At 73.3% G+C, this 17950-nt stretch carries 15 protein-coding genes and 2 riboswitches; of the genes, 12 read left to right on the forward strand and 3 right to left on the reverse strand.

Annotated elements, in window-relative coordinates; translation table 11 throughout:
- Positions 1-63: 63 nt before the first annotated feature.
- Entirely contained in the window at positions 64-678 is a 615-nt protein-coding gene (locus tag ABZ810_RS40395) for a CDP-alcohol phosphatidyltransferase family protein (RefSeq protein WP_358412292.1), read from the forward strand.
- Complete coding sequence (locus tag ABZ810_RS40400; RefSeq protein ID WP_358412207.1) at positions 675-3173, forward strand: mannose-1-phosphate guanyltransferase; 2499 nt, start codon at positions 675-677, stop codon at positions 3171-3173. The genes ABZ810_RS40395 and ABZ810_RS40400 overlap by 4 nt, the downstream gene beginning before the upstream one ends.
- Before the next feature lie 46 nt (positions 3174-3219).
- Here the strand turns inward: ABZ810_RS40400 and ABZ810_RS40405 are convergent, their stop codons facing one another.
- Positions 3220-4560 carry a PLP-dependent aminotransferase family protein gene (locus ABZ810_RS40405; RefSeq protein ID WP_358412208.1) on the reverse strand — a complete coding sequence of 447 codons (1341 nt, stop codon included), beginning with the start codon at positions 4558-4560 and terminating at the stop codon, positions 3220-3222.
- A 95-nt stretch (positions 4561-4655) separates the two neighbouring features.
- On the opposite strand from ABZ810_RS40405, the gene ABZ810_RS40410 reads away from it, so the two are divergent.
- Entirely contained in the window at positions 4656-5309 is a 654-nt protein-coding gene (locus tag ABZ810_RS40410; protein ID WP_358412209.1) for a LysE family translocator, read from the forward strand.
- On the opposite strand, the gene ABZ810_RS40415 is transcribed toward ABZ810_RS40410, so the two are convergent.
- The gene (locus tag ABZ810_RS40415; RefSeq protein ID WP_358412210.1) at positions 5193-7421 is read right to left on the reverse strand and encodes an MMPL family transporter; all 2229 of its coding nucleotides are present in this window, start codon (positions 7419-7421) and stop codon (positions 5193-5195) included. The genes ABZ810_RS40410 and ABZ810_RS40415 overlap by 117 nt on opposite strands.
- 135 nt (positions 7422-7556) lie before the next feature.
- Between ABZ810_RS40415 and ABZ810_RS40420 the strand changes: the two genes are divergently transcribed.
- The 9 genes from ABZ810_RS40420 (at position 7557) to ABZ810_RS40460 (ending at position 14935) form a co-directional block, all read left to right on the forward strand.
- Positions 7557-8279 carry a response regulator transcription factor gene (locus ABZ810_RS40420; protein ID WP_358412211.1) on the forward strand — a complete coding sequence of 241 codons (723 nt, stop codon included), beginning with the start codon at positions 7557-7559 and terminating at the stop codon, positions 8277-8279.
- Positions 8279-9790, forward strand: a complete 1512-nt coding sequence (locus tag ABZ810_RS40425; protein WP_358412212.1) for a HAMP domain-containing sensor histidine kinase — start codon at positions 8279-8281, stop codon at positions 9788-9790. The genes ABZ810_RS40420 and ABZ810_RS40425 overlap by 1 nt, the downstream gene beginning before the upstream one ends.
- A gap of 39 nt (positions 9791-9829) precedes the next feature.
- The gene (locus tag ABZ810_RS40430) at positions 9830-10717 is read left to right on the forward strand and encodes a DUF881 domain-containing protein (RefSeq protein ID WP_358412213.1); all 888 of its coding nucleotides are present in this window, start codon (positions 9830-9832) and stop codon (positions 10715-10717) included.
- Between the two features lie 22 nt (positions 10718-10739).
- The gene (locus ABZ810_RS40435; protein ID WP_358412214.1) at positions 10740-11072 is read left to right on the forward strand and encodes a small basic family protein; all 333 of its coding nucleotides are present in this window, start codon (positions 10740-10742) and stop codon (positions 11070-11072) included.
- Positions 11069-11827, forward strand: coding sequence for a DUF881 domain-containing protein (locus ABZ810_RS40440; protein WP_358412215.1), 759 nt, complete (start codon positions 11069-11071; stop codon positions 11825-11827). Before ABZ810_RS40435 ends, ABZ810_RS40440 begins: the two co-directional genes overlap by 4 nt.
- A gap of 277 nt (positions 11828-12104) precedes the next feature.
- Entirely contained in the window at positions 12105-12665 is a 561-nt protein-coding gene (locus ABZ810_RS40445) for an FHA domain-containing protein (RefSeq protein ID WP_358412216.1), read from the forward strand.
- Between the two features lie 34 nt (positions 12666-12699).
- Positions 12700-13419, forward strand: a complete 720-nt coding sequence (locus ABZ810_RS40450) for a MerR family transcriptional regulator (RefSeq protein ID WP_358412217.1) — start codon at positions 12700-12702, stop codon at positions 13417-13419.
- A 141-nt stretch (positions 13420-13560) separates the two neighbouring features.
- Complete coding sequence (locus ABZ810_RS40455; protein WP_358412218.1) at positions 13561-14031, forward strand: bifunctional nuclease family protein; 471 nt, start codon at positions 13561-13563, stop codon at positions 14029-14031.
- Between the two features lie 301 nt (positions 14032-14332).
- Entirely contained in the window at positions 14333-14935 is a 603-nt protein-coding gene (locus ABZ810_RS40460) for a MerR family transcriptional regulator (RefSeq protein WP_358412219.1), read from the forward strand.
- A 47-nt stretch (positions 14936-14982) separates the two neighbouring features.
- On the opposite strand, the gene ABZ810_RS40465 is transcribed toward ABZ810_RS40460, so the two are convergent.
- Positions 14983-17460, reverse strand: coding sequence for a lysylphosphatidylglycerol synthase transmembrane domain-containing protein (locus tag ABZ810_RS40465; RefSeq protein ID WP_358412220.1), 2478 nt, complete (start codon positions 17458-17460; stop codon positions 14983-14985).
- A gap of 255 nt (positions 17461-17715) precedes the next feature.
- Positions 17716-17811: riboswitch (glycine riboswitch) on the forward strand.
- A riboswitch (glycine riboswitch) is annotated at positions 17812-17922 on the forward strand.
- Positions 17923-17950 lie beyond the last annotated feature (28 nt).

The following is a 17950-nucleotide window of genomic DNA, read 5'->3' on the forward strand; positions in this document are numbered from 1 at the left end:
CCGGGCGCCGGGGATCCGCGTGGCGCGGTCGCGGCCGCCGGGACGGGCGGGCCGCCGGACCGGATCTGGACGGTGCCCAACATCCTGAGCTTCGCCCGGCTGGCGGGCGTGCCGCTCTTCCTGTGGCTGGTCCTGATCGAGGCCGACTGGTGGGCGCTGGGGCTGCTGGTGTTCGCCGGTCTCTCGGACTGGCTGGACGGCAAGCTCGCGCGGGCGCTCGACCAGACCAGCAGGCTCGGCATCGTGCTCGACCCGGCCGCCGACCGCCTCTACATCCTGGCCACCCTCATCGGGCTGACCGTGCGCGAGATCATCCCGGTCTGGCTGATCGTGCTGCTGGTGGCCCGGGAGGTCGCGATCACGCCGATCGTGCCGATCATGCGCCGGCTCGGGTACACGGGCACGCTGCCGGTGCACTTCACCGGCAAGGCGGCCACGATGTGCCTGCTGTACGCCTTCCCGATGTTGCTGCTGGGGGACCACGACGGGGGAGTGGCCACGACGGCGAAGGTCGTCGGCTGGTCGTTCGCCATCTGGGGCACCGCCCTCTACTGGTGGGCGGCCGTCCTCTACTGGGTGCAGGTGCGGCAGTTGGTGTCGGCCGGCCGTGCCTCGCCCCCCGATCCTGATCCCGATCCGCCGGCCGGCGCTCAGAAGGGAGCGGAGACCCCCCGATGAAGGCCGTCGTGATGGCGGGTGGCGAGGGGACGCGGCTGCGTCCCATGACCGCCAACCAGCCCAAGCCACTGCTCCCCGTCATCAACCGGCCGATCATGGAACACGTGCTGCGCCTGCTCAAGCGGCACGGCCTGACCGAGACCGTCGTCACCGTGCAGTTCCTGGCGGCGCTGATCCGCAACTACTTCGGCGACGGCGAGGAGCTCGGCATGTCGCTGAGCTACGCCACCGAGGAGATGCCGCTCGGCACCGCGGGCAGCGTCAAGAACGCCGAGGAGGCGCTGCGCGACGACCGGTTCCTGGTGATCTCCGGGGACGCGCTCACCGACATCGACCTGACCGACATGGTGCGCTTCCACGAGGAGAACGGCGCGCTGGTCACCATCGGGCTCAAGCGGGTGCCCAACCCGCTGGAGTTCGGGATCATCATCGTGGACGACGGGGGCCGCATCCAGCGTTTCCTGGAGAAGCCGACCTGGGGCCAGGTCTTCTCCGACACCGTCAACACCGGCATCTACGTCATGGAGCCGGAGGTCCTCGACCACGTCGCGGCGGGCGAGCCGGTCGACTGGTCCGGCGACGTGTTCCCCAAGCTGCTGGCCGAGGGCGCCCCGCTGTACGGGTACGTGGCCGACTGCTACTGGGAGGACGTCGGCACCCACGAGAGCTACCTCAAGGCCCAGGCCGACATGCTCTCCGGCAAGGTCGACGTCGACCTCGGGGCGTTCGAGGTGATGCCGGGCGTGTGGATCGCCGAGGGCGCCGAGGTCGATCCCGAGGCCGTCCTCAAGGGGCCGCTCTACATCGGCGACTACGCCAAGGTCGAGGCGGGCGTGGAGCTGCGCGAGTTCACCGTGCTGGGCAGCAACGTCGTGGTGAAGGAGGGTGCCTTCCTGCACCGCGCGGTCGTCCACGACAACGTCTTCGTCGCCCCCTCGACCAACCTGCGCGGCTGTGTCATCGGCAAGAACACCGACATCATGGCGGGCGCCCGCGTCGAGGAGGGCGCCGTCGTCGGCGACGAGTGCGTCATCGAGGCCGAGGCGTACGTGTCGAGCGGCGTCAAGGTCTACCCGTTCAAGACGATCGAGGCCGGGGCGGTCGTCAACACCAGCGTGATCTGGGAGTCGCGCGGGCAGCGCAACCTGTTCGGCCCCCGGGGCGTGTCCGGGCTGGTCAACGTCGAGATCACGCCCGAGCTCGCGGTGCGGCTGGCCAGCGCCTACGCCACCACGCTGCGCAAGGGCACCACGGTCGTCACCGGCCGCGACGCCTCCCGTGCCGCGCGCACCCTCAAGCGCGCGGTCATCAGCGCGCTCACCGCCAGCGCCATCAACGTCCAGGACCTGCAGGCCACCCCGCTGCCGACGGCCCGGTTCGAGACCGGCCGGGAGGACTGCGCGGGCGGCATCTACATCCGCACCACCCTCGGCGACCCGCAGGGCGTCGACATCCTCTTCCTCGACGCCGACGGCGCCGACCTCTCCCTGGGCGCCCAGCGCAAGCTGGAGCGCGTCTTCGGCCGCCAGGAGTACCGGCGGGCGTTCCCCGGCGAGATCGCCGAGCTGACCTATCCCGCGCGCACCGTGGAGACCTACACCCGCGACCTGCTGCGCCGGGTCGACATGACGGGCGTCCGCGAGGCCGAGCTCAAGATCGTCCTGGACTGCGCGGGCGGCACCGCGTCGCTCGTCCTGCCCACCCTGCTGGGCAAGGTGGGCGTCGACGTCCTGACCCGCAACAACAGGCTCGACGAGGCGAACCCCACCGAGACCCTCGCCGAGCGCATGCGCGACCTCCAGCGCCTGGGCGAGCTGGTCTCCTCCTCCCGCGCCGCGTTCGGCGTGCGGTTCGACCCGGTCGGCGAGCGGATCTCGCTGGTCGACGAGAACGGCGAGCTGATCAGCGACGACCGGGCCCTCCTGGTCTACCTGGACCTGGTCGCGGCCGAGCGCCGCGGCGGGCGCGTCGCCCTTCCCGTCACCACCACCCGGGTCGCCGAGCAGGTCTGCCGCTTCCACGGCGTGCGCGTGGAGTGGACCTCGACCTCCCAGGACGTGCTCACCAAGACCGCCGCCGACCCCGACATCATCTTCGCGGGCGACGGGCGCGGCGGTTTCGTGATGCCCGAGTTCAGCACGACGGTCGACGGCATCGCCGCGTTCGTCCGCCTCGTCGGGCTGGTCGCCCGCACCCGCCTCACGCTGTCCCAGATCGACCGGCGCATCCCCGAGGCCCATCTGCTGCGCCGCTCGGTGCCGACGCCCTGGGCGGCCAAGGGCAGCGTGATGCGGCACGTCGTGGAGGCGGCCGGGGAGCGGACCATCGACACCACCGACGGCGTCCGCGTCGTCGAGGAGGACGGCCGCTGGGTGCTGGTCCTGCCCGACCCCGCCGAGGCGGTCACCCACCTGTGGGCCGAGGGCCCCGACGAGGACGCCGCGCAGGCGCTGCTGGAGGAGTGGGCCGCCGTCGTCGAGCGCGCCGGGTCCTAGATGTAGTAACCCGCGGGTTACTACATCTGGCGCCCGTTCGCGGGGATCAGTCGGCGAGGGTGTCCTCGGGGGCGCCGCGCGCGATCGACCCGAGGACTCCGAGCGCCCGGGCCAGGGTCTCGGGCGGCGGCGAGGCGAGGCCGAAGCGCACCGCGTGGGGAGCGCTCCCTGAGCCGACCGCGAACGCGGCGGCGGGCGTGACGGCGATGCCCCGGCGCGCGGCCGCGGCCACGAACGTCTCGGCGCGCCACGGCGCCGGCAGGTCCCACCAGCAGAAGTAGGAAAGCGGGTCGGTGCGCAGCTCGAAGCCGGTGAGCGCGCCGGCGAGGATCCGCTGGCGTTCCCGGACGTCGTCGCGCTTGAGCCCGGTGATCCGGTCGATGGTGCCGTCGTTGATCCATCCGGTCACCGCGTCCAGCGCGAACCCGGCCGGCAGCCACGCGCCCGCCCGCACGGCGGTCGCGACGCGGGCGGTCAGGGCGGCCGGCACCACGGCGAAGCCCGCGGTCAGCCCGGGGGCCACCCGCTTGGAGACGCTGTCGACCATGATCGTGCGGTCCGGGGCGACGGCGGCGAGCGGCGGCGGGCCGCCGGTCGGCAGGAAGGCCCAGATCGTGTCCTCGACCGCGTGCAGATCGTGCCTCCGCAGGACGCCGGCCAGCTCGGCGCGGCGCCCGGCGGGCATCGTTGTGCTGAACGGGTTCTGCAGGGTCGGCTGGAGGTAGACCGCGCGCAGCGGCGTGAGGCGGTGGGCCTCCGCGAGCGCCGCGGGGGACAGGCCGTGCTCGTCGGTGGCGATCGGCACCAGGCCGATGCCGAGCCGCCCCGCCAGGCTCTTGATGACCGGATAGGTGAACGCCTCGACGCCGAGACGTTCACCGGCGGGCACCAGGGCCGACAGCGCCGCGCCGATGGCCTGCCGCGCGTTCCCGGCGAAGAGCAGCCGCGCCGGATCGGGCCGCCATCCGTCGCGCGCGAGGAGCCGCGCCACCGCGTCCCGCGCGGCCGCGGTCCCGGTCACGGTCGCCGGGCGCAGCGCCGCGTCCAGGGCCTCGGGGCGCTGGAAGCGGCGCAGGCCCTCGGCGAGCAGCGCCGCCTGCCCGGGGACGGCCGGCAGGGTGAGCTCCAGGTCGACGCGCGCCCCGGTGGGCTCGGACAGCGCGGGCCCGGGAACGGGCTCGGCCGAGCGCACGAAGGTGCCGCGGCCCACCTCGCCGACCACCAGGCCCCGCCGCACCAGTTCCTTGTAGACGCGGGCGGCGGTCGAGCCGGCGATGCCGCGCTCGCGGGCGAACGCGCGCTGGGTCGCCAGCCGGTCGCCGGGGCGCAGCCGCCCGGCGGTGATGTCGGCCGCCACCGCGTCGGCCACCGCCCGATAGTCGTCCATGCGTTCCCCTCATTGCACCGAGTGCAATGGCAAGTATTGCACCGAGAGGGAGTGAAGATCTAGGCTCGGAGCATTCGTCCTGAGATGGGGTTGTGATGGTGGTTTCACTGGCGGCCGTGGCCGGGATCGCGGCGGTGGGGCTCGGCATGGTGATGTCACCCGGGCCCAACATGATCTACCTGGTGTCGCGGACGATCACCCAGGGCCGGCGGGCCGGGATGATCTCGCTCGGCGGGGTCGCGGCCGGGTTCATGATCTACGTCTGCGCCGCCACCGCGGGGCTGACCGCGGTCTTCACGCTGGTCCCCGCCCTCTACACGGCGATCAAGCTCGCCGGGGCGGGCTACCTGCTGTGGCTGGCCTGGCAGGCGGTGCGGCCGGGCGGCGCGTCCCCGTTCGCGCCCAGGGAGCTTCCGGTGGACCCGCCGCGCCGGCTCTTCACCATGGGCCTGGTGACCAACCTCCTCAACCCGAAGATCGCGATCCTGTACGTGTCGCTGCTGCCGCAGTTCGCCGATCCCGAACGCGGCCACGTCGCGCTGCAGATCCTGCTGCTCGGGCTCACCCAGGTCGCCGTGGCGCTGACCGTCAACGCCGTCTGGGTGCTGAGCGCCGGGGCGCTGGCGGCGTTCCTAGCGCGGCGGCCGCTCTGGCAGCGCGTGCAGCGCTACGCGATGGGCACCGTCCTCGGCGGCCTCGCCGTCCACATCGGGCTCGGCCACACCGGAGCGGCGGCGGCCGTCCGCTGACGCGGGGGACGGTGCCACGCGCAGGACCGCCGCCGCCCACCGCGGCAGCCACCAGCTCCACCGGCCGAACAGCGAGACCATCGCGGGCACCAGCAGCGCGCGGACGATCGTGGCGTCCAGGAGGACGCCGAGGCCCAGCCCGGTCGCGAAGATCTTGACCTCGATGATCGGCGCGGCGGCCAGCGAGGCGAACGCCAGGAAAAGGATCAGCGCCGCGCTGGTGACCAGCCGCCCGGTCCGGCCGATGCCCTCCACGACCGCCGTCGTGGTCGAGCCGGTGCGGTCGTACTCCTCGCGCATCCGGGCCAGGATGAACACCTCGTAGTCCATTGACAGCCCGTACAGGAACGCGAACACCATCGCCGGCACGAAGACCGCGATCGACCCGGTCGCCGAGATGCCCCACAGCTGCTCGCTCCCGTACCCGTGCTGCCAGACCAGCACCGTCGCGCCGAGCACGGCCGCCAGCGACAGCAGGTTGAGCAGCACCGCCTTCAGCGGGAGCAGCAGGGACCGGAACGCCCGGGCCAGCAGCACGAACGTGAGCAGGCCGATCAGGCCCAGCATCAGCGGGAACGCCCCGTACACCTTCTCGGTGAAGTCCAGGTCGGCCGCGGTCTCCCCGCCGACCCGCACGCCCGGGGGCACGGCGGCGCGGATCGCCTCGACCGTGTCCTTGCCCGCGTCCGTGCCGCCCTCGCCGGCGGGCAGGACGGTCACCAGGGCCGAGCCGCCCTGCCGCCAGCCGTCGCCGCCGGGCGCGACCACCGCGTGCACCCCGGGCACCGAGCGCAGCGCGGACGCCACCCGGCCGGGATCGGTGCCGGCCGGCACCAGGACGTCCACCGGGGTCAGCACCCCGGACGGGACGCCGCCGCGCCCGAGAGCCGCCAGGCCCTCGTACGCCGGTCCGGACCTGGCCATGGCACCGCTGTGCGCCTCGCCCAGGTTGAGGCCGAGCGCGGCGTACGCCAGGCCCGCCAGCAGCGCCGTGGACAGCAGGACCGCCGCCCAGCGGAACCGCACCACCAGGCGGGTCCAGGCCGTCCAGGCGCGGCTCGGGCCCGTCTCCTCGCGGAGCCTGGGCCGGTCCAGCCACGGGCCCGCGGTGGCCAGCACGACCGGCAGCAGGGTGAGCGTGGCGAGTGCGCTCACCGTCGGGATGATCATTCCGCCGTAGGCGACGCTGCGCAGGAACTCCACCGGGACCACGAGCATGGCGACCAGCCCGATGGCGACCGCGACGGCGCTGAAGAGCACGGCGTGCCCGGCCGTGGCCATCGCCCGGCGTACCGCCTCGTCCCCCTGGTGGCCTCTGGCGCGTTCCTCCCGCCACCGCGTCACCAGCAGCAGCGAGTAGTCGACCGCGACGCCGAGCCCGATCAGCGCCACCACGAACTGCACCATGAAGTTGAGGTCGGTGACGCCGGTGATGCCGTAGACCGCCAGGAACGAGGTCAGGATCGACACCACGGCGACGGCGAGCGGCACCAGGGCGAGGAACGACCCGAAGACGAAGGCGAGCACCACCAGCGCGCCGACGCCGCCGACCACCGTCTCGACGAGCACGCTCGGGCCCTCGCTCCCCGCGCCCGCCTCGAGCCCGTCCATCCCGGTCACCCGGACCGCCGAGCCGGGCGGGAGCGCCGGCTGGAGGGACCGCGCGAGCGGGCCGCTCAGGTCGGGCCCCTCGCCCCCTCCGCCGCCGTCTCCGGGCTCCTGGCGCGGGAAGACGAGGCCGAAGGTGGTCCGCCCGTCCGTCCCGACGAGGCGGCGGTCCCCGGTGCCGGCGTACGAGACGACCCGCGCGTCGAGGCTCCGCGCGGCGGACCCGAACGCCTCGCCCAGGGCCTTCCGGGCCGCGGGCGAGTCGACGGTCTGCCCGGCGGGCAGGGTGATCACGGGGACCAGCGGCGGGTGCGAGCCGCCCGTCCCGTACTCGCGGGCGATCATCTCGTTCGCGGTGCGCGCGGCCGATCCCGGCGGCGCGAAGTCCTCCTTCAGCCGGTCGGTCACCTGCGTGACGGCGAAGGCGCCCGCGCAGGTCGCGGCCAGCCACAACAGCATGACGATCAGTTTGTGCCGCAGCACGAGTCCAGCGAATCCGTCCATGCGGCCCAGTGCAGCGGCCGGATCTTCGGGGCCCGTGCGAGCGCTCTTCGGGATCTCTGTGAATCCGGCTTTCACAGAGATCTCACAGGGGTCTCACACTGCGCCCCGAGCGCCCGGGACGCGAGACTGAGGAACGTGACGAACACCCCCGGGCGGCCCCCCGAGCCCGCCCCCACCCGCGTTCTCGTCGTCGACGACGAGGCCTACCTGGCGGATCTGGTCGCCACCGCGCTCCGGTACGAGGGGTTCGAGGCGGCGGTGGCCGGGTCGGGCGCCGAGACGCTCGCGCAGGTGACGCGGTTCGCGCCCGACCTCATCGTGCTGGACGTGATGCTGCCCGACGGGTCGGGCCTGGAGACCTGCGCCACGCTGCGGCGCGACGGCTGCGAGGCGCCCGTGGTGTTCCTCACGGCCAGGGACGCGACCGAGGACAAGATCAAGGGCCTCACGGTCGGCGGCGACGACTACGTGACCAAGCCGTTCAGCCTGGAGGAACTGATCGCGCGCATCCGGGCCGTGCTGCGCCGCACCCGCCCGCGCGACCGCGACCGGGCCCGGCTGGCGTTCGCCGACCTGGAGATCGACGAGGACACCTACGAGGTGCGGCGCGGCGGCGACCTGGTCGACCTGACGCCGACCGAGTTCAAGCTGCTGCGCTACCTCGTGCTCAACTCCGGGCGGGTGCTGTCCAAGCGGCAGATCCTCGACCACGTCTGGGAGTACGACTTCGGCGGCAGCGACGGCGTCGTCCAGACCTACGTCAGCTACCTGCGCCGCAAGGTCGACGACCGCGACCCCCGCCTCATCCACACCGTGCCGCGCGTCGGCTACATCCTCCGGCTGCCGAGGGAGGCCTGATGTCGCTGCGCAGGCGGATCCTCCTCATCGTGCTGGGGCTGCTGACCGCGGGCCTGGTCACCGTCGGGGCCTCCACCATCGCCGCGATCTTCGACTGGAAGACCTCGACCAACGACCGGCTGATGAGCGAGGTCGGCCGGGAGGCGGCGGACCTCGCGGTCGCGCGGGCCGGCCGCGGGCAGGGGCTGACCCTGCCGCCCGCGACCGACGACCTGCCGCGGTTGTGGCGGGCCGGGAGCCGGCACGGCGGCTTCCCCTCGTTCCTCCAGATCAGGGGGTCCGACGGGCGGGTCCTGCAGACCGTCGCGTTCGCCGAGACCCCTCCGGTGCCCGCCGGTCTCAGGCCGGGCCGGGCGACCGGCGACAACCCGGACGGGGAACGTTTCACCCGCATCGAGGCACGGGTGGCCGGCGATCCCGCCGACTACGAGGGGCCGTTCGGCGAGCGGACGCCCGACTGGCGCATCCGGACCGCGCTGCTCCCCGGCGGCCGCGGCACGCTGGTGATGGCGATGCGCACCACCGAGCAGGACGAGCTGATCGGCCGCACCCTCGGCACGCTGGTCACGGTCATGCTCGCCGTCCTCGGCGGCGTCGCGCTGCTGGCCTGGCGGGCCATCCGGCGGGCACTGCGGCCCCTCGACGAGATCGCCGAGACGGCGGGCGCCATCGGCGGCGGAGACCTCGCCCGCCGCGTCGAGGCGCCGGGCCCGAAGACCGAGGTGGGCAGGCTCGGCGCGGCGCTGAACGCGATGCTCGCGCAGATCGAGTCGGCCTTCCGGGAGCGGGAGGCCTCCGAGGAGCGGCTGCGCCGCTTCATCGCCGACGCCTCGCACGAGCTGCGCACCCCGGTGGCCACCGTGCGCGGCTACGCCGAGCTGTTCCGGCGCGGCGCCGCCGACCGGCCCGGCGACCTCGCCAAGGCGATGCGGCGGATCGAGTCCGAAGCCGAGCGCATGGGCCTGCTGGTGGACGAGTTGTTGCTGCTGGCCCGGCTCGACCAGGGCCGCCCCCTCGACCGCGGGCCGGTCGACCTGGCCGTCCTCGCCGCGGACGCCGTCGCCGACGCCGGCGCGGTGGAGCCCGGCCGCCCGCTCATTCTGGAGGCCACCGGCTCCGTGGTCGTGTCCGGAGACGAGGAACGCCTCCGCCAGGTGCTGGCCAACCTGCTCGCCAACGTCCGGCGGCACACGCCCGCCGGCACGCCCGCGACCGTCCGGGCCGCGCTGGAGGGCGGCCAGGCGGTCATCGAGGTCGCCGACCGCGGGCCCGGGCTCACCGGGGACCAGCGCGCCCAGGTCTTCGAACGGTTCTACCGCGCCGACGAGGCCCGGTCGCGCGACCACGGCGGCGCCGGGCTCGGCCTGTCGATCGTCGCCGCCGTGGCCGAGGCGCACGGCGGCGCGGCCACCGTCCGGTCGGCGCCCGGCGAGGGAGCCTCGTTCCGCGTGGCCTTCCCCGCCGCCGCGCCCGCCGATTCAGCGGCCGCGGCCGCCGGCGCGCCGCCCTGACGTGCGCCGCGATTTGGCGGCGCTTGCCATGATTGGGCGGTGAGCGAACCTCGGCGGGACGGCGAGCGGCGCGGCTGGCGGCGGCCGGACGCCTCGATGTCCCTGCTGTCGGACCTGTTCGCCGGTAAGGTCCTCGACCCCGGATACGCCGAGGCCGCCGCCCGGCGCGCGGCCGCAGGCGAGGAGGCCCCGCGGCGCGGCCGGTTCCGCCACGGCGGCGTGCTGCTCGTCCTGGCGCTGGTGGGCCTGCTGGCCGCGGTGGCGGTGGCCGAGGTCCGGCGCAGCGAGCCCCTCGCGCAGGAGCAGCGGTCCCGGCTCATCGGCGAGATCCGCACCCGGACCGCCGAGTCCGACGCGCTCCAGCGCCGCCTGGACCGGCTCCGCGCCGAGACCGAACGGCAGCGGGTGGCCGCGCTGGCCCGCAGCCAGGCCGGCCGCGAGGCCCGGCAGGACCTCGCCGCCGCGAGCGCCGCGGCGGCGGCAGCGCCCGCCTCGGGCCCCGGGCTGGTGCTGACGCTCGCCGACGCCGAGCCCAAGGACGGGCCGCGGCGCCGGGCCGACGACGGCCGGGTCTATGATCAGGACCTCCAGGTGCTGGTGAACGGGCTGTGGGCGGCCGGCGCCACCGCGATCGGCATCAACGGGCTGCGGCTGACGCCCACCACCGCGATCCGGACCGCCGGCGAGGCGATCCTCGTCGACTACCGGCCGCTGACCGGCCCGTACGAGGTCACGGCCCTGGGCGACCGGGACCGCGTCGCGGAGGTGCTGCGCGGATCCGCCGCGGGCCGCCGGATGCGGGACCTGAAGGAGCGGTACGGGATCCGTTACGACGTGCGCGGCACCCGCTCCGCCCGGCTGCCCGCCGCCGGGGCGCTGCAACTGCGCCACGCGCGCCCGCAGGGCGAAGGGACCCGGCGGCCATGAACGGGGGAGGGGGACACCGAACGTGATCGCGCTGATCGGCCTGGTGATCGGGGTGGTCCTGGGGCTGCTGTTCGAGCCCACCGTGCCGCTGTGGCTGCAGCCGTACCTGCCCATCGCCATCGTGGCCGCGCTGGACGCCATGTTCGGCGGCGTCCGGGCCCGGCTGGAGGGGATCTTCGACGAGAAGGTCTTCGTCGTCTCGTTCGTCAGCAACACCATCATCGCCGCGCTGATCGTCTTCCTGGGCGACCAGCTCGGCGTCGGATCCCAGCTGTCCACCGGCGTCGTGGTCGTCCTGGGCATCCGGATCTTCTCCAACGCGGCGGCCATCCGGCGGAAGTTGTTCGGCGCATGAGCGACGACGACGCGCGCCGCGACCCGCCCGAAGAGCCGCCCGAAGAGCAGCCCGAGGAGCCGCCCGGGAAGTCGGCCGAGGAGCCGCCGGGGATCATCGACCTGCTGCGGCCCCGCACCACCGCGGGCCAGCTCATGGGCGGCCTGCTGTGCGTCCTGCTGGGCTTCGCGCTGGTCACCCAGGTCAGGTCCAACCAGCGCGACACCGCGTTCTCCACCGCCCGGCAGGACGAGCTGGTGGGCATCCTGTCCGACCTGTCCCAGCGGTCCGAACGGCTGCGCGGGGACCTGCGCGACCTCGAGGCCACCAAGGCCGAGCTCGAACGCGACGTCCAGGGCGGGACGGCCCTCCAGGAGGCGCGGCGGCGGGCGACCACCTACGGGCTGCTTGCCGGCACCCTCCCGGCCGAGGGCCCGGGCATCGACCTCCAGATCGGCGACCCGGGCGGCGCGGTGCGCTCGGTCAACCTCCTGGACGCGCTGCAGGAGCTGCGCGACGCGGGGGCCGAGGTGATCCAGGTCAACGACGTGCGCGCCGGGGTCGACACCCACTTCCTCGACGCCGCGGGCGGCATCGTGGCCGACGGCCGGCCGTTGCGGGCGCCCTACCGGTTCCTGGCCATCGGCGACCCGCACACCATGACCACGGCGCTCAACATTCCTGGCGGCGTCGTCAGGTCCTTGCGGAGCGCCGGGGCCACCGCCACGATCACTTCGCACGCGCGGCTCACCGTGAGCGCGATACGGTCTCGGTGAGGGGCCTCGGGGGAGGCGATCGGGGGCCGTCCGCGCGGCGCCGTAGACCTGCGATCATTATCGAAGGTAGCTTGAGGGAAGTCGGCTCCCCGATCCAGTTGACCCCTCGGGCACTACCCGCGTAAGTTGCGGCAACCGTCGTGTTGGTGGGCGGGAGTCGGACCGTGGTCGGGGGCGGTTCCCCGGCGTGGGTTGGTAAAGGATGCGCGTGGCGCAGGGGTCCCGTGAGAGCGAGGGCCCGCGCGGGCACGCCGATGGTAGGAGGCCGAGCCGATCGATGCCGAGCGTCTACTGCACGCAGTGCGGTCACGCCAACCCGGATGATGCCCGCTTCTGCTCCAACTGCGGCACTCCGCTGACGCGGACCGCCACGCCGCCCATGCCGCCGGCCTCGCCCCAGCAGCCTCCCTACCGGGAGTCGCCGGGCGAGTCGACGTCGACGATCTCCATCGGCGGGTTCGAGGCCCTCGACGGCGACCAGAGTGCCGAGGAGCCCGTAGGCCCCGACCAGGTGGCCGTGGAGGCGCTGCCCCCCGGCACCGCCCTGCTCGTGGTCAAGCGCGGGCCCAACGCCGGCAGCCGCTTCCTGCTCGACAAGGAGCGCACGTCGGCCGGCCGCCACCCGGAGAGCGACATCTTCCTCGACGACGTGACGGTGTCCCGCAGGCACGCCGAGTTCGCCCGTGAGGGCGGCGTGTTCTCGGTCCGCGACGTGGGCAGCCTCAACGGCACCTACGTCAACCGGCAGCGGATCGACTCGGCGGGCCTGTCCGGCGGCGACGAGGTGCAGATCGGGAAGTTCCGGCTGGTGTTCCTGACCAACCCGCAGCACGGCTGAGAGGGGACGCGCCACGGGGACGAGTGAAGCGGCCATGAACGCGCAGCCGGCCCGCGCCCTGATGACGATCGGGGACGTCCTGGGGCTGCTCAGCGCCGATTTCCCGGACGTCACCATCTCCAAGATCCGTTTCTTGGAGTCGGAGGGTCTGATCGAGCCCCAGCGCAGTCCCGCGGGCTACCGCAAGTTCTGCGACGCCGATGTGGAACGGCTGCGGTACATCCTCACCGCTCAGCGTGACCACTATCTGCCACTGCGGGTGATCAAGCAGCACCTGGAGGCGCGGGACCGCGGCGAGAACGTGCCGCCGCTGGAGTCGGTCCGCCGCGGCCCGGCCCAGCGGCCGCGCACCCTGGTCGCGGCCGACGCCGAGGCGCCCGACCCCGCGGTGCGCCTCACCCGGCGCCAGCTGCTCGACGGCGCCGGGATCGACGCCGAAACGCTCGACAGGCTCGAGGAGTACGGCCTGGTCACCCGGGCGGGCCGGCACTACGACGGCGAGGCCCTCACCATCGCCCGCACCGCCGCGGCCCTCGCCGAGTTCGGGGTCGAGGCCCGCAACCTGCGGGCGCTCAAGGCGGCCGCCGACCGGCAGGTGGGCCTGATCGAGCAGGTGGTCGCGCCCCGGCTGCGCCGCCGGAGCCCCGGCGCGCACGAGGAGGCGGCCGAGACGGCGCGTGAGATCGCCGCGTTGTCGGTTCGGCTGCACACGGCGCTGCTGGCCACAGGCCTGCGTGAAAGCCTTGACCCCTGATCATGGACGCTCCGGAGGTTATTGCCGGACCGTCCGCCCGTCCCGGTGTCGGGGGTCGGGTGTACGTTGGCTACAGGGTTCGGTGAGAAGTCGATCAGGGCAAGCGGTGATCGAGACGGTGAGGACCAGCAGGGAGCCGCAGTGAAGCAGATGGAGGTCGTCGGCGTCCGGGTCGAGATGCCCTCCAATCAGCCGATCGTCCTGTTGAAGGAGACGGACGGGGATCGGTACCTGCCCATCTGGATCGGGGCAGTGGAGGCCACTGCGATCGCCTTCGCCCAGCAGGGCGTGCTGCCCGCGCGGCCGCTCACCCACGACCTGTTCCGCGACGTCCTCGACGCCCTCAGCGTCCAGTTGCGGACGGTCAACATCATCGCGCTGCGCGACGGGATCTTCTTCGCCGATCTGGTGTTCTCCAACGGCGTCGAGGTGAGCGCCCGCCCCTCCGACTCCATCGCCCTGGCCCTGCGCACCGGAGCCACGATCTTCGCCAGCGAGGACGTCCTGGAGGAGGCCGGCGTGGCCATCCCGGACGAGCAGGAGGACGAGGTCGAGAAGTTCCGCGAGTTCCTCGACACGATCTCGCCCGAAGACTTCGGCAGGGCCGGGTAGCGGCCGCGTCCCGCGGATTCCGCGAGGTATGCCGTGTGCAAAATCATGCTCGGTGCCGAGTGGGCTTGCATCCCGGTCGCGGGCACTGTTTCCGCAGGGTAATCACCGGGGTAGGAGTGCTGTGGGAGCCAAGGTGCGCAGTTTGCCCACGTGAAGCCGGTTCATCCGGGCATGCGACGCGCCGACGGCGAACGTTGACCACACCCTGACCGGCACCTACCGTGCTGGTGGAACACCCGTGGTGTAATTCGTCAAACCCCCTTGACGGAGCGCGGCGGGCTGATAGAAGCCGGAGGTCCGCGTGGCGGTGAGCAGCGGCGAGGGCAAGGCGACCCCCGACAGGCGCATGGCCTCTCAGCGTGCCGGGGAGCAGGGACTGCTGTTCGACACCGCGGTGTCGGCGCCGCCCGAGGATGTCGGCTACCGCGGGCCCACCGCGTGCTCGGCAGCGGGGATCACCTACCGGCAGCTCGACTACTGGGCGCGCACCGCGCTCGTCGAGCCGAGCGTGCGGGCCGCCCACGGGTCGGGGAGCCAGCGCCTCTACAGCTTCCGCGACATCCTGGTCCTCAAGGTCGTCAAGCGGTTGCTCGACACCGGCGTCTCGCTCCAGCAGATCCGCACGGCGGTCACCCATCTGCGCGACCGGGGCGTCAACGACCTGGCCCAGATCACCCTCATGAGCGACGGCGTCAGCGTCTACGAGTGCACCTCGGCCGACGAGGTGGTGGATCTGCTGCAGGGGGGCCAGGGCGTCTTCGGCATCGCCCTGGGGCGGGTCTGGCAGGAGGTCGAGGGCAGCCTCGCGGAGCTGCCGGGGGAACGGGCCGCGGTCGACGTCGATGACGACGACGGCCACCCGCACGACGAGCTGGCGCACCGGCGCCGCCGCCGGACCGGCTAGACCGGGTCCCTCGCCTCAGCCACAGGCGGCCGACCCTGGATGTACGGCTAGATCGCTTCCTTGCGCTGGAGATAGGTGAACGCGGCCCAGCCGGGCAGCACCGGCAGCCAGAGCGTCAGCAGACGGTAGAGCAGCACCGCCGAGGTCGCGGTCTCGGCGGTCAGCCCGGCGAGCGTCAGCGCCAGCGTGAGGGACGCCTCGACGGCACCCAGGCCGCCGGGTGTCGGCGCGGCGGAGCCGACCGCGTTGGCCGTCAGGAACACCACGATCACCGCGGTGAGCGGCAACGTTCCGCCGAACGCGCGGATCGAGGCGTCCAGGCACACCACGAACGCCGCGCTGAGCAGCAGGATGCCGCCCATCCCCATGATCATCTTCTTGGGCGACTGGAGCACGTCCATCAGCCGCGGGACGACGCCGGAGAACATGCTCTTGAGCCGGGTCGTGACGAACCGCCGCACCTTGGGGATCGTCAGCGCGACGCCCGCCAGGATCGCCAGCGTCAGCAGGACGATGACGATCATGCGGGACGGCGCGAGGTCCTTGGTGGCGTTGTTGGTCGACCCGGTGATGAAGCCGAACATGATCAGCAGCAGGATGTGCGTGACCATGCCCATCAGCTGCGACGCGCCCACGCTGGCCACCGCGGGCCCGGGCCGCACGCCGGACCGCTGGAGGTAACGGGTGTTGAGGGCCACGCCCGCCACGGCGGCGGGGGCGACGAGCTTGACGAACGACGCGGCGAGCTGGACCAGGACCGTGCGCCACAGCGGCAGCCGTTCGGGCACGAAGCCGATCAGCATCCAGGCGGCGGCCACGTAGGTGACGGCCGCGGCGGCCAGGCCGATCCCGGCCCACCACCATTCGGCCGAGGACGCCAGCTTGACCAGGTCGACGCTGCTGAGCTGCGGGAAGATGATGTAGGCCGCGAACGTCAGCGCCACGATGCTGACGATCGTGCGGGGGCGGAAACGCTCCAGCCTGATCGGCGGCGCCTCGCTCTCGGGCTCCAGGCGCAGGATCTGCTCGCGGATGCGGGTCAGCAGGTCCTTCTCGTGCCGGAGCGCGGTGCGGGTGTTGCGGGTGAGGGCCACCCGCTGCAACATCGGCACCACGGCGGCGAGCGTGCTCTTGCCGAGGACGGGGGAGGCGGTCGCCACGGCGCGTTCCGCGCTCGTGCGCAGCGCCAGGGTGGCCAGCAGCTGGGCCAGGTCCAGGCGCAGCGCCAGGTCGCCGGCGGCGGTCTCGCCGGCGCGCAGGTCGGTCAGGTGGGCCCGGCCGTCGTCGGAGACCAGGACGGCCTCGGCCTCCAGCCGGCGGTGGGCGAGCCGGCCCGCCTGGAGGCGCTGGAACTGCCGCCAGACGTCGGTCAGCAGGTCGTCGGTGATCTCGTCGTCCGGCAGGGCCTCCAGCCGGCGGCCGGGGACGTGCTCGTAGGCCAGCAGGGCCGCCTCGGTGCCGACCTCGGCGGTGCCCATGAGGCGCGGGGTGCGGGCGCCCGCCGCGTGCACCGCGTACGCCATCAGCGACTCCTGCTCCAGCGAGCGGCGCAGCGAGCGCAGCGCCCGGCGCGGCGTCGCGGACCGGAGCCGGAGCAGCCGCCACACCCGGTAGAGCAGGCCGGCGGTCTGCTGGTCGCGGTCGAGCACGTTGACGCGCAGCTGCCAGTCGCCGGTGGGCAGCGGGTGTCCCGACTCGTGCTCCACCGCCACGTCGTACGCGCGGGGCTCGTCGGCCGCGTTCTCCACCCGGCGGGCGCGCAGGGGGGTGAACCCGAGGCGGCCCAATCCGGCCATGACCGCGGATCCGGCCGGCCGCGGGTTGGGCGTGCCGACCGCGTAGAGCGTTCCGTAGCCGATGGTGCGGCCGAGGAAGTAGGTGGCCGCCAGCGCCGCCACCGAGGCGTACGAGGCGGTCAGGCCGGTCAGCGCGGCAAGGCCGATCATCGTCCAGGTGACGGCCTGCCAGCGGGCCCGGCCGGCCATGCCGACCGCCGTCACGAACGCGATCACCGGGGTGATGTCGGTGTGGACGGGGGCGGTGTCGGTACCGCCCCAGATGAGGGAGTCGAGCACGCCGCCCGGAGCCGCGGGCACCACCCAGTCGTCCAGGACGATGGTGAGGCCGAACGCGATCACCGCGGCCAGCAGGGCGATGGCGACCCGCACGCCGTCCTTGTGGAACAGGCGTTCGATCGCGAACGCCACCGGGACGGCCAGCACGCCGAAGCTGGAGACCAGCGTGGCCAGCGTCAGCAGGAACCTGGGCGCGTGCGCGGTGCCCTCGACGATGTCGGTCTGGATGCCGTGCGTGGTGCCCTTGGCGATGGACACCAGCAGCAGGACCGCCGCCAGGCCCAGGATCGCGCCGACGAACCGGAACGCGTCGGCCGGGCGCCGGATGCGGTCGGGGCGCGGCGGCTCGTCGACGGGCACGCCGAGGCCGGCGCCGAGCCTGGGCTCGGGCGCCTCGCTCCGGATCTCGGGAGCGCCTTCCGTGGTGTCGTGCGTCACACCTTGAGACATGCCGCACCGCCGTCCGAACCTGTCACCGCGATCAGCGTCCCAGACGACGCGCCGCCGCGTCGAGCGGGGCCCGGCAACTCGCCCCGCGCGGCCTCACCCGACATTCGTGCCCTTCTCCGCCCCTGGCCCCCGCTCCGTGAGCTGTGAATATCGTACTTGGGCCGCTCCCGCGGGCCGATCATGGGCCCCGCCCCGGGCGGGGCGCCGCGATCGTTTCCGGCGTCCTTTGGATAGAGTTCCCAGTGGACATGCCGTCGACCCTGTGCGGGAGAGACTCCACGCCGCCAGCGTGGAGCGCCGAAGGGGCAACCCTCCCCGGAACCTCTCAGGCAAAAGGACCGCTGGGCGAGGCACCTCTGGAAAGCAGGCGCCGTCTCCTCGAAACGGGGGAGGGGCCTCACCGAAGGGGAAATCCCGTTCCGCGCGGGCGAATCTCTCAGGTGCCCATGACAGAGGGGGAGACAAGCCATCGGCCCAGCGGGGCCGCTGG

Source organism: Spirillospora sp. NPDC047279 (assembly GCF_040643285.1).
GTDB lineage: Bacteria > Actinomycetota > Actinomycetes > Streptosporangiales > Streptosporangiaceae > Spirillospora.

Excerpts from the sequence above, each read along its gene's own strand:
- ABZ810_RS40450 (WP_358412217.1), top strand. The coding sequence starts at position 12,700 with ATGAACGCGCAGCCGGCCCGCGCCCTGATGACGATCGGGGACGTCCTG.
- ABZ810_RS40465 (WP_358412220.1), bottom strand. The coding sequence starts at position 17,460 with ATGTCTCAAGGTGTGACGCACGACACCACGGAAGGCGCTCCCGAGATC.
- ABZ810_RS40415 (WP_358412210.1), bottom strand. The coding sequence starts at position 7,421 with ATGGACGGATTCGCTGGACTCGTGCTGCGGCACAAACTGATCGTCATG.
- ABZ810_RS40445 (WP_358412216.1), top strand. The coding sequence starts at position 12,105 with ATGCCGAGCGTCTACTGCACGCAGTGCGGTCACGCCAACCCGGATGAT.
- ABZ810_RS40400 (WP_358412207.1), top strand. The coding sequence starts at position 675 with ATGAAGGCCGTCGTGATGGCGGGTGGCGAGGGGACGCGGCTGCGTCCC.
- ABZ810_RS40405 (WP_358412208.1), bottom strand. The coding sequence starts at position 4,560 with ATGGACGACTATCGGGCGGTGGCCGACGCGGTGGCGGCCGACATCACC.
- ABZ810_RS40410 (WP_358412209.1), top strand. The coding sequence starts at position 4,656 with ATGGTGGTTTCACTGGCGGCCGTGGCCGGGATCGCGGCGGTGGGGCTC.
- ABZ810_RS40440 (WP_358412215.1), top strand. The coding sequence starts at position 11,069 with ATGAGCGACGACGACGCGCGCCGCGACCCGCCCGAAGAGCCGCCCGAA.
- ABZ810_RS40425 (WP_358412212.1), top strand. The coding sequence starts at position 8,279 with ATGTCGCTGCGCAGGCGGATCCTCCTCATCGTGCTGGGGCTGCTGACC.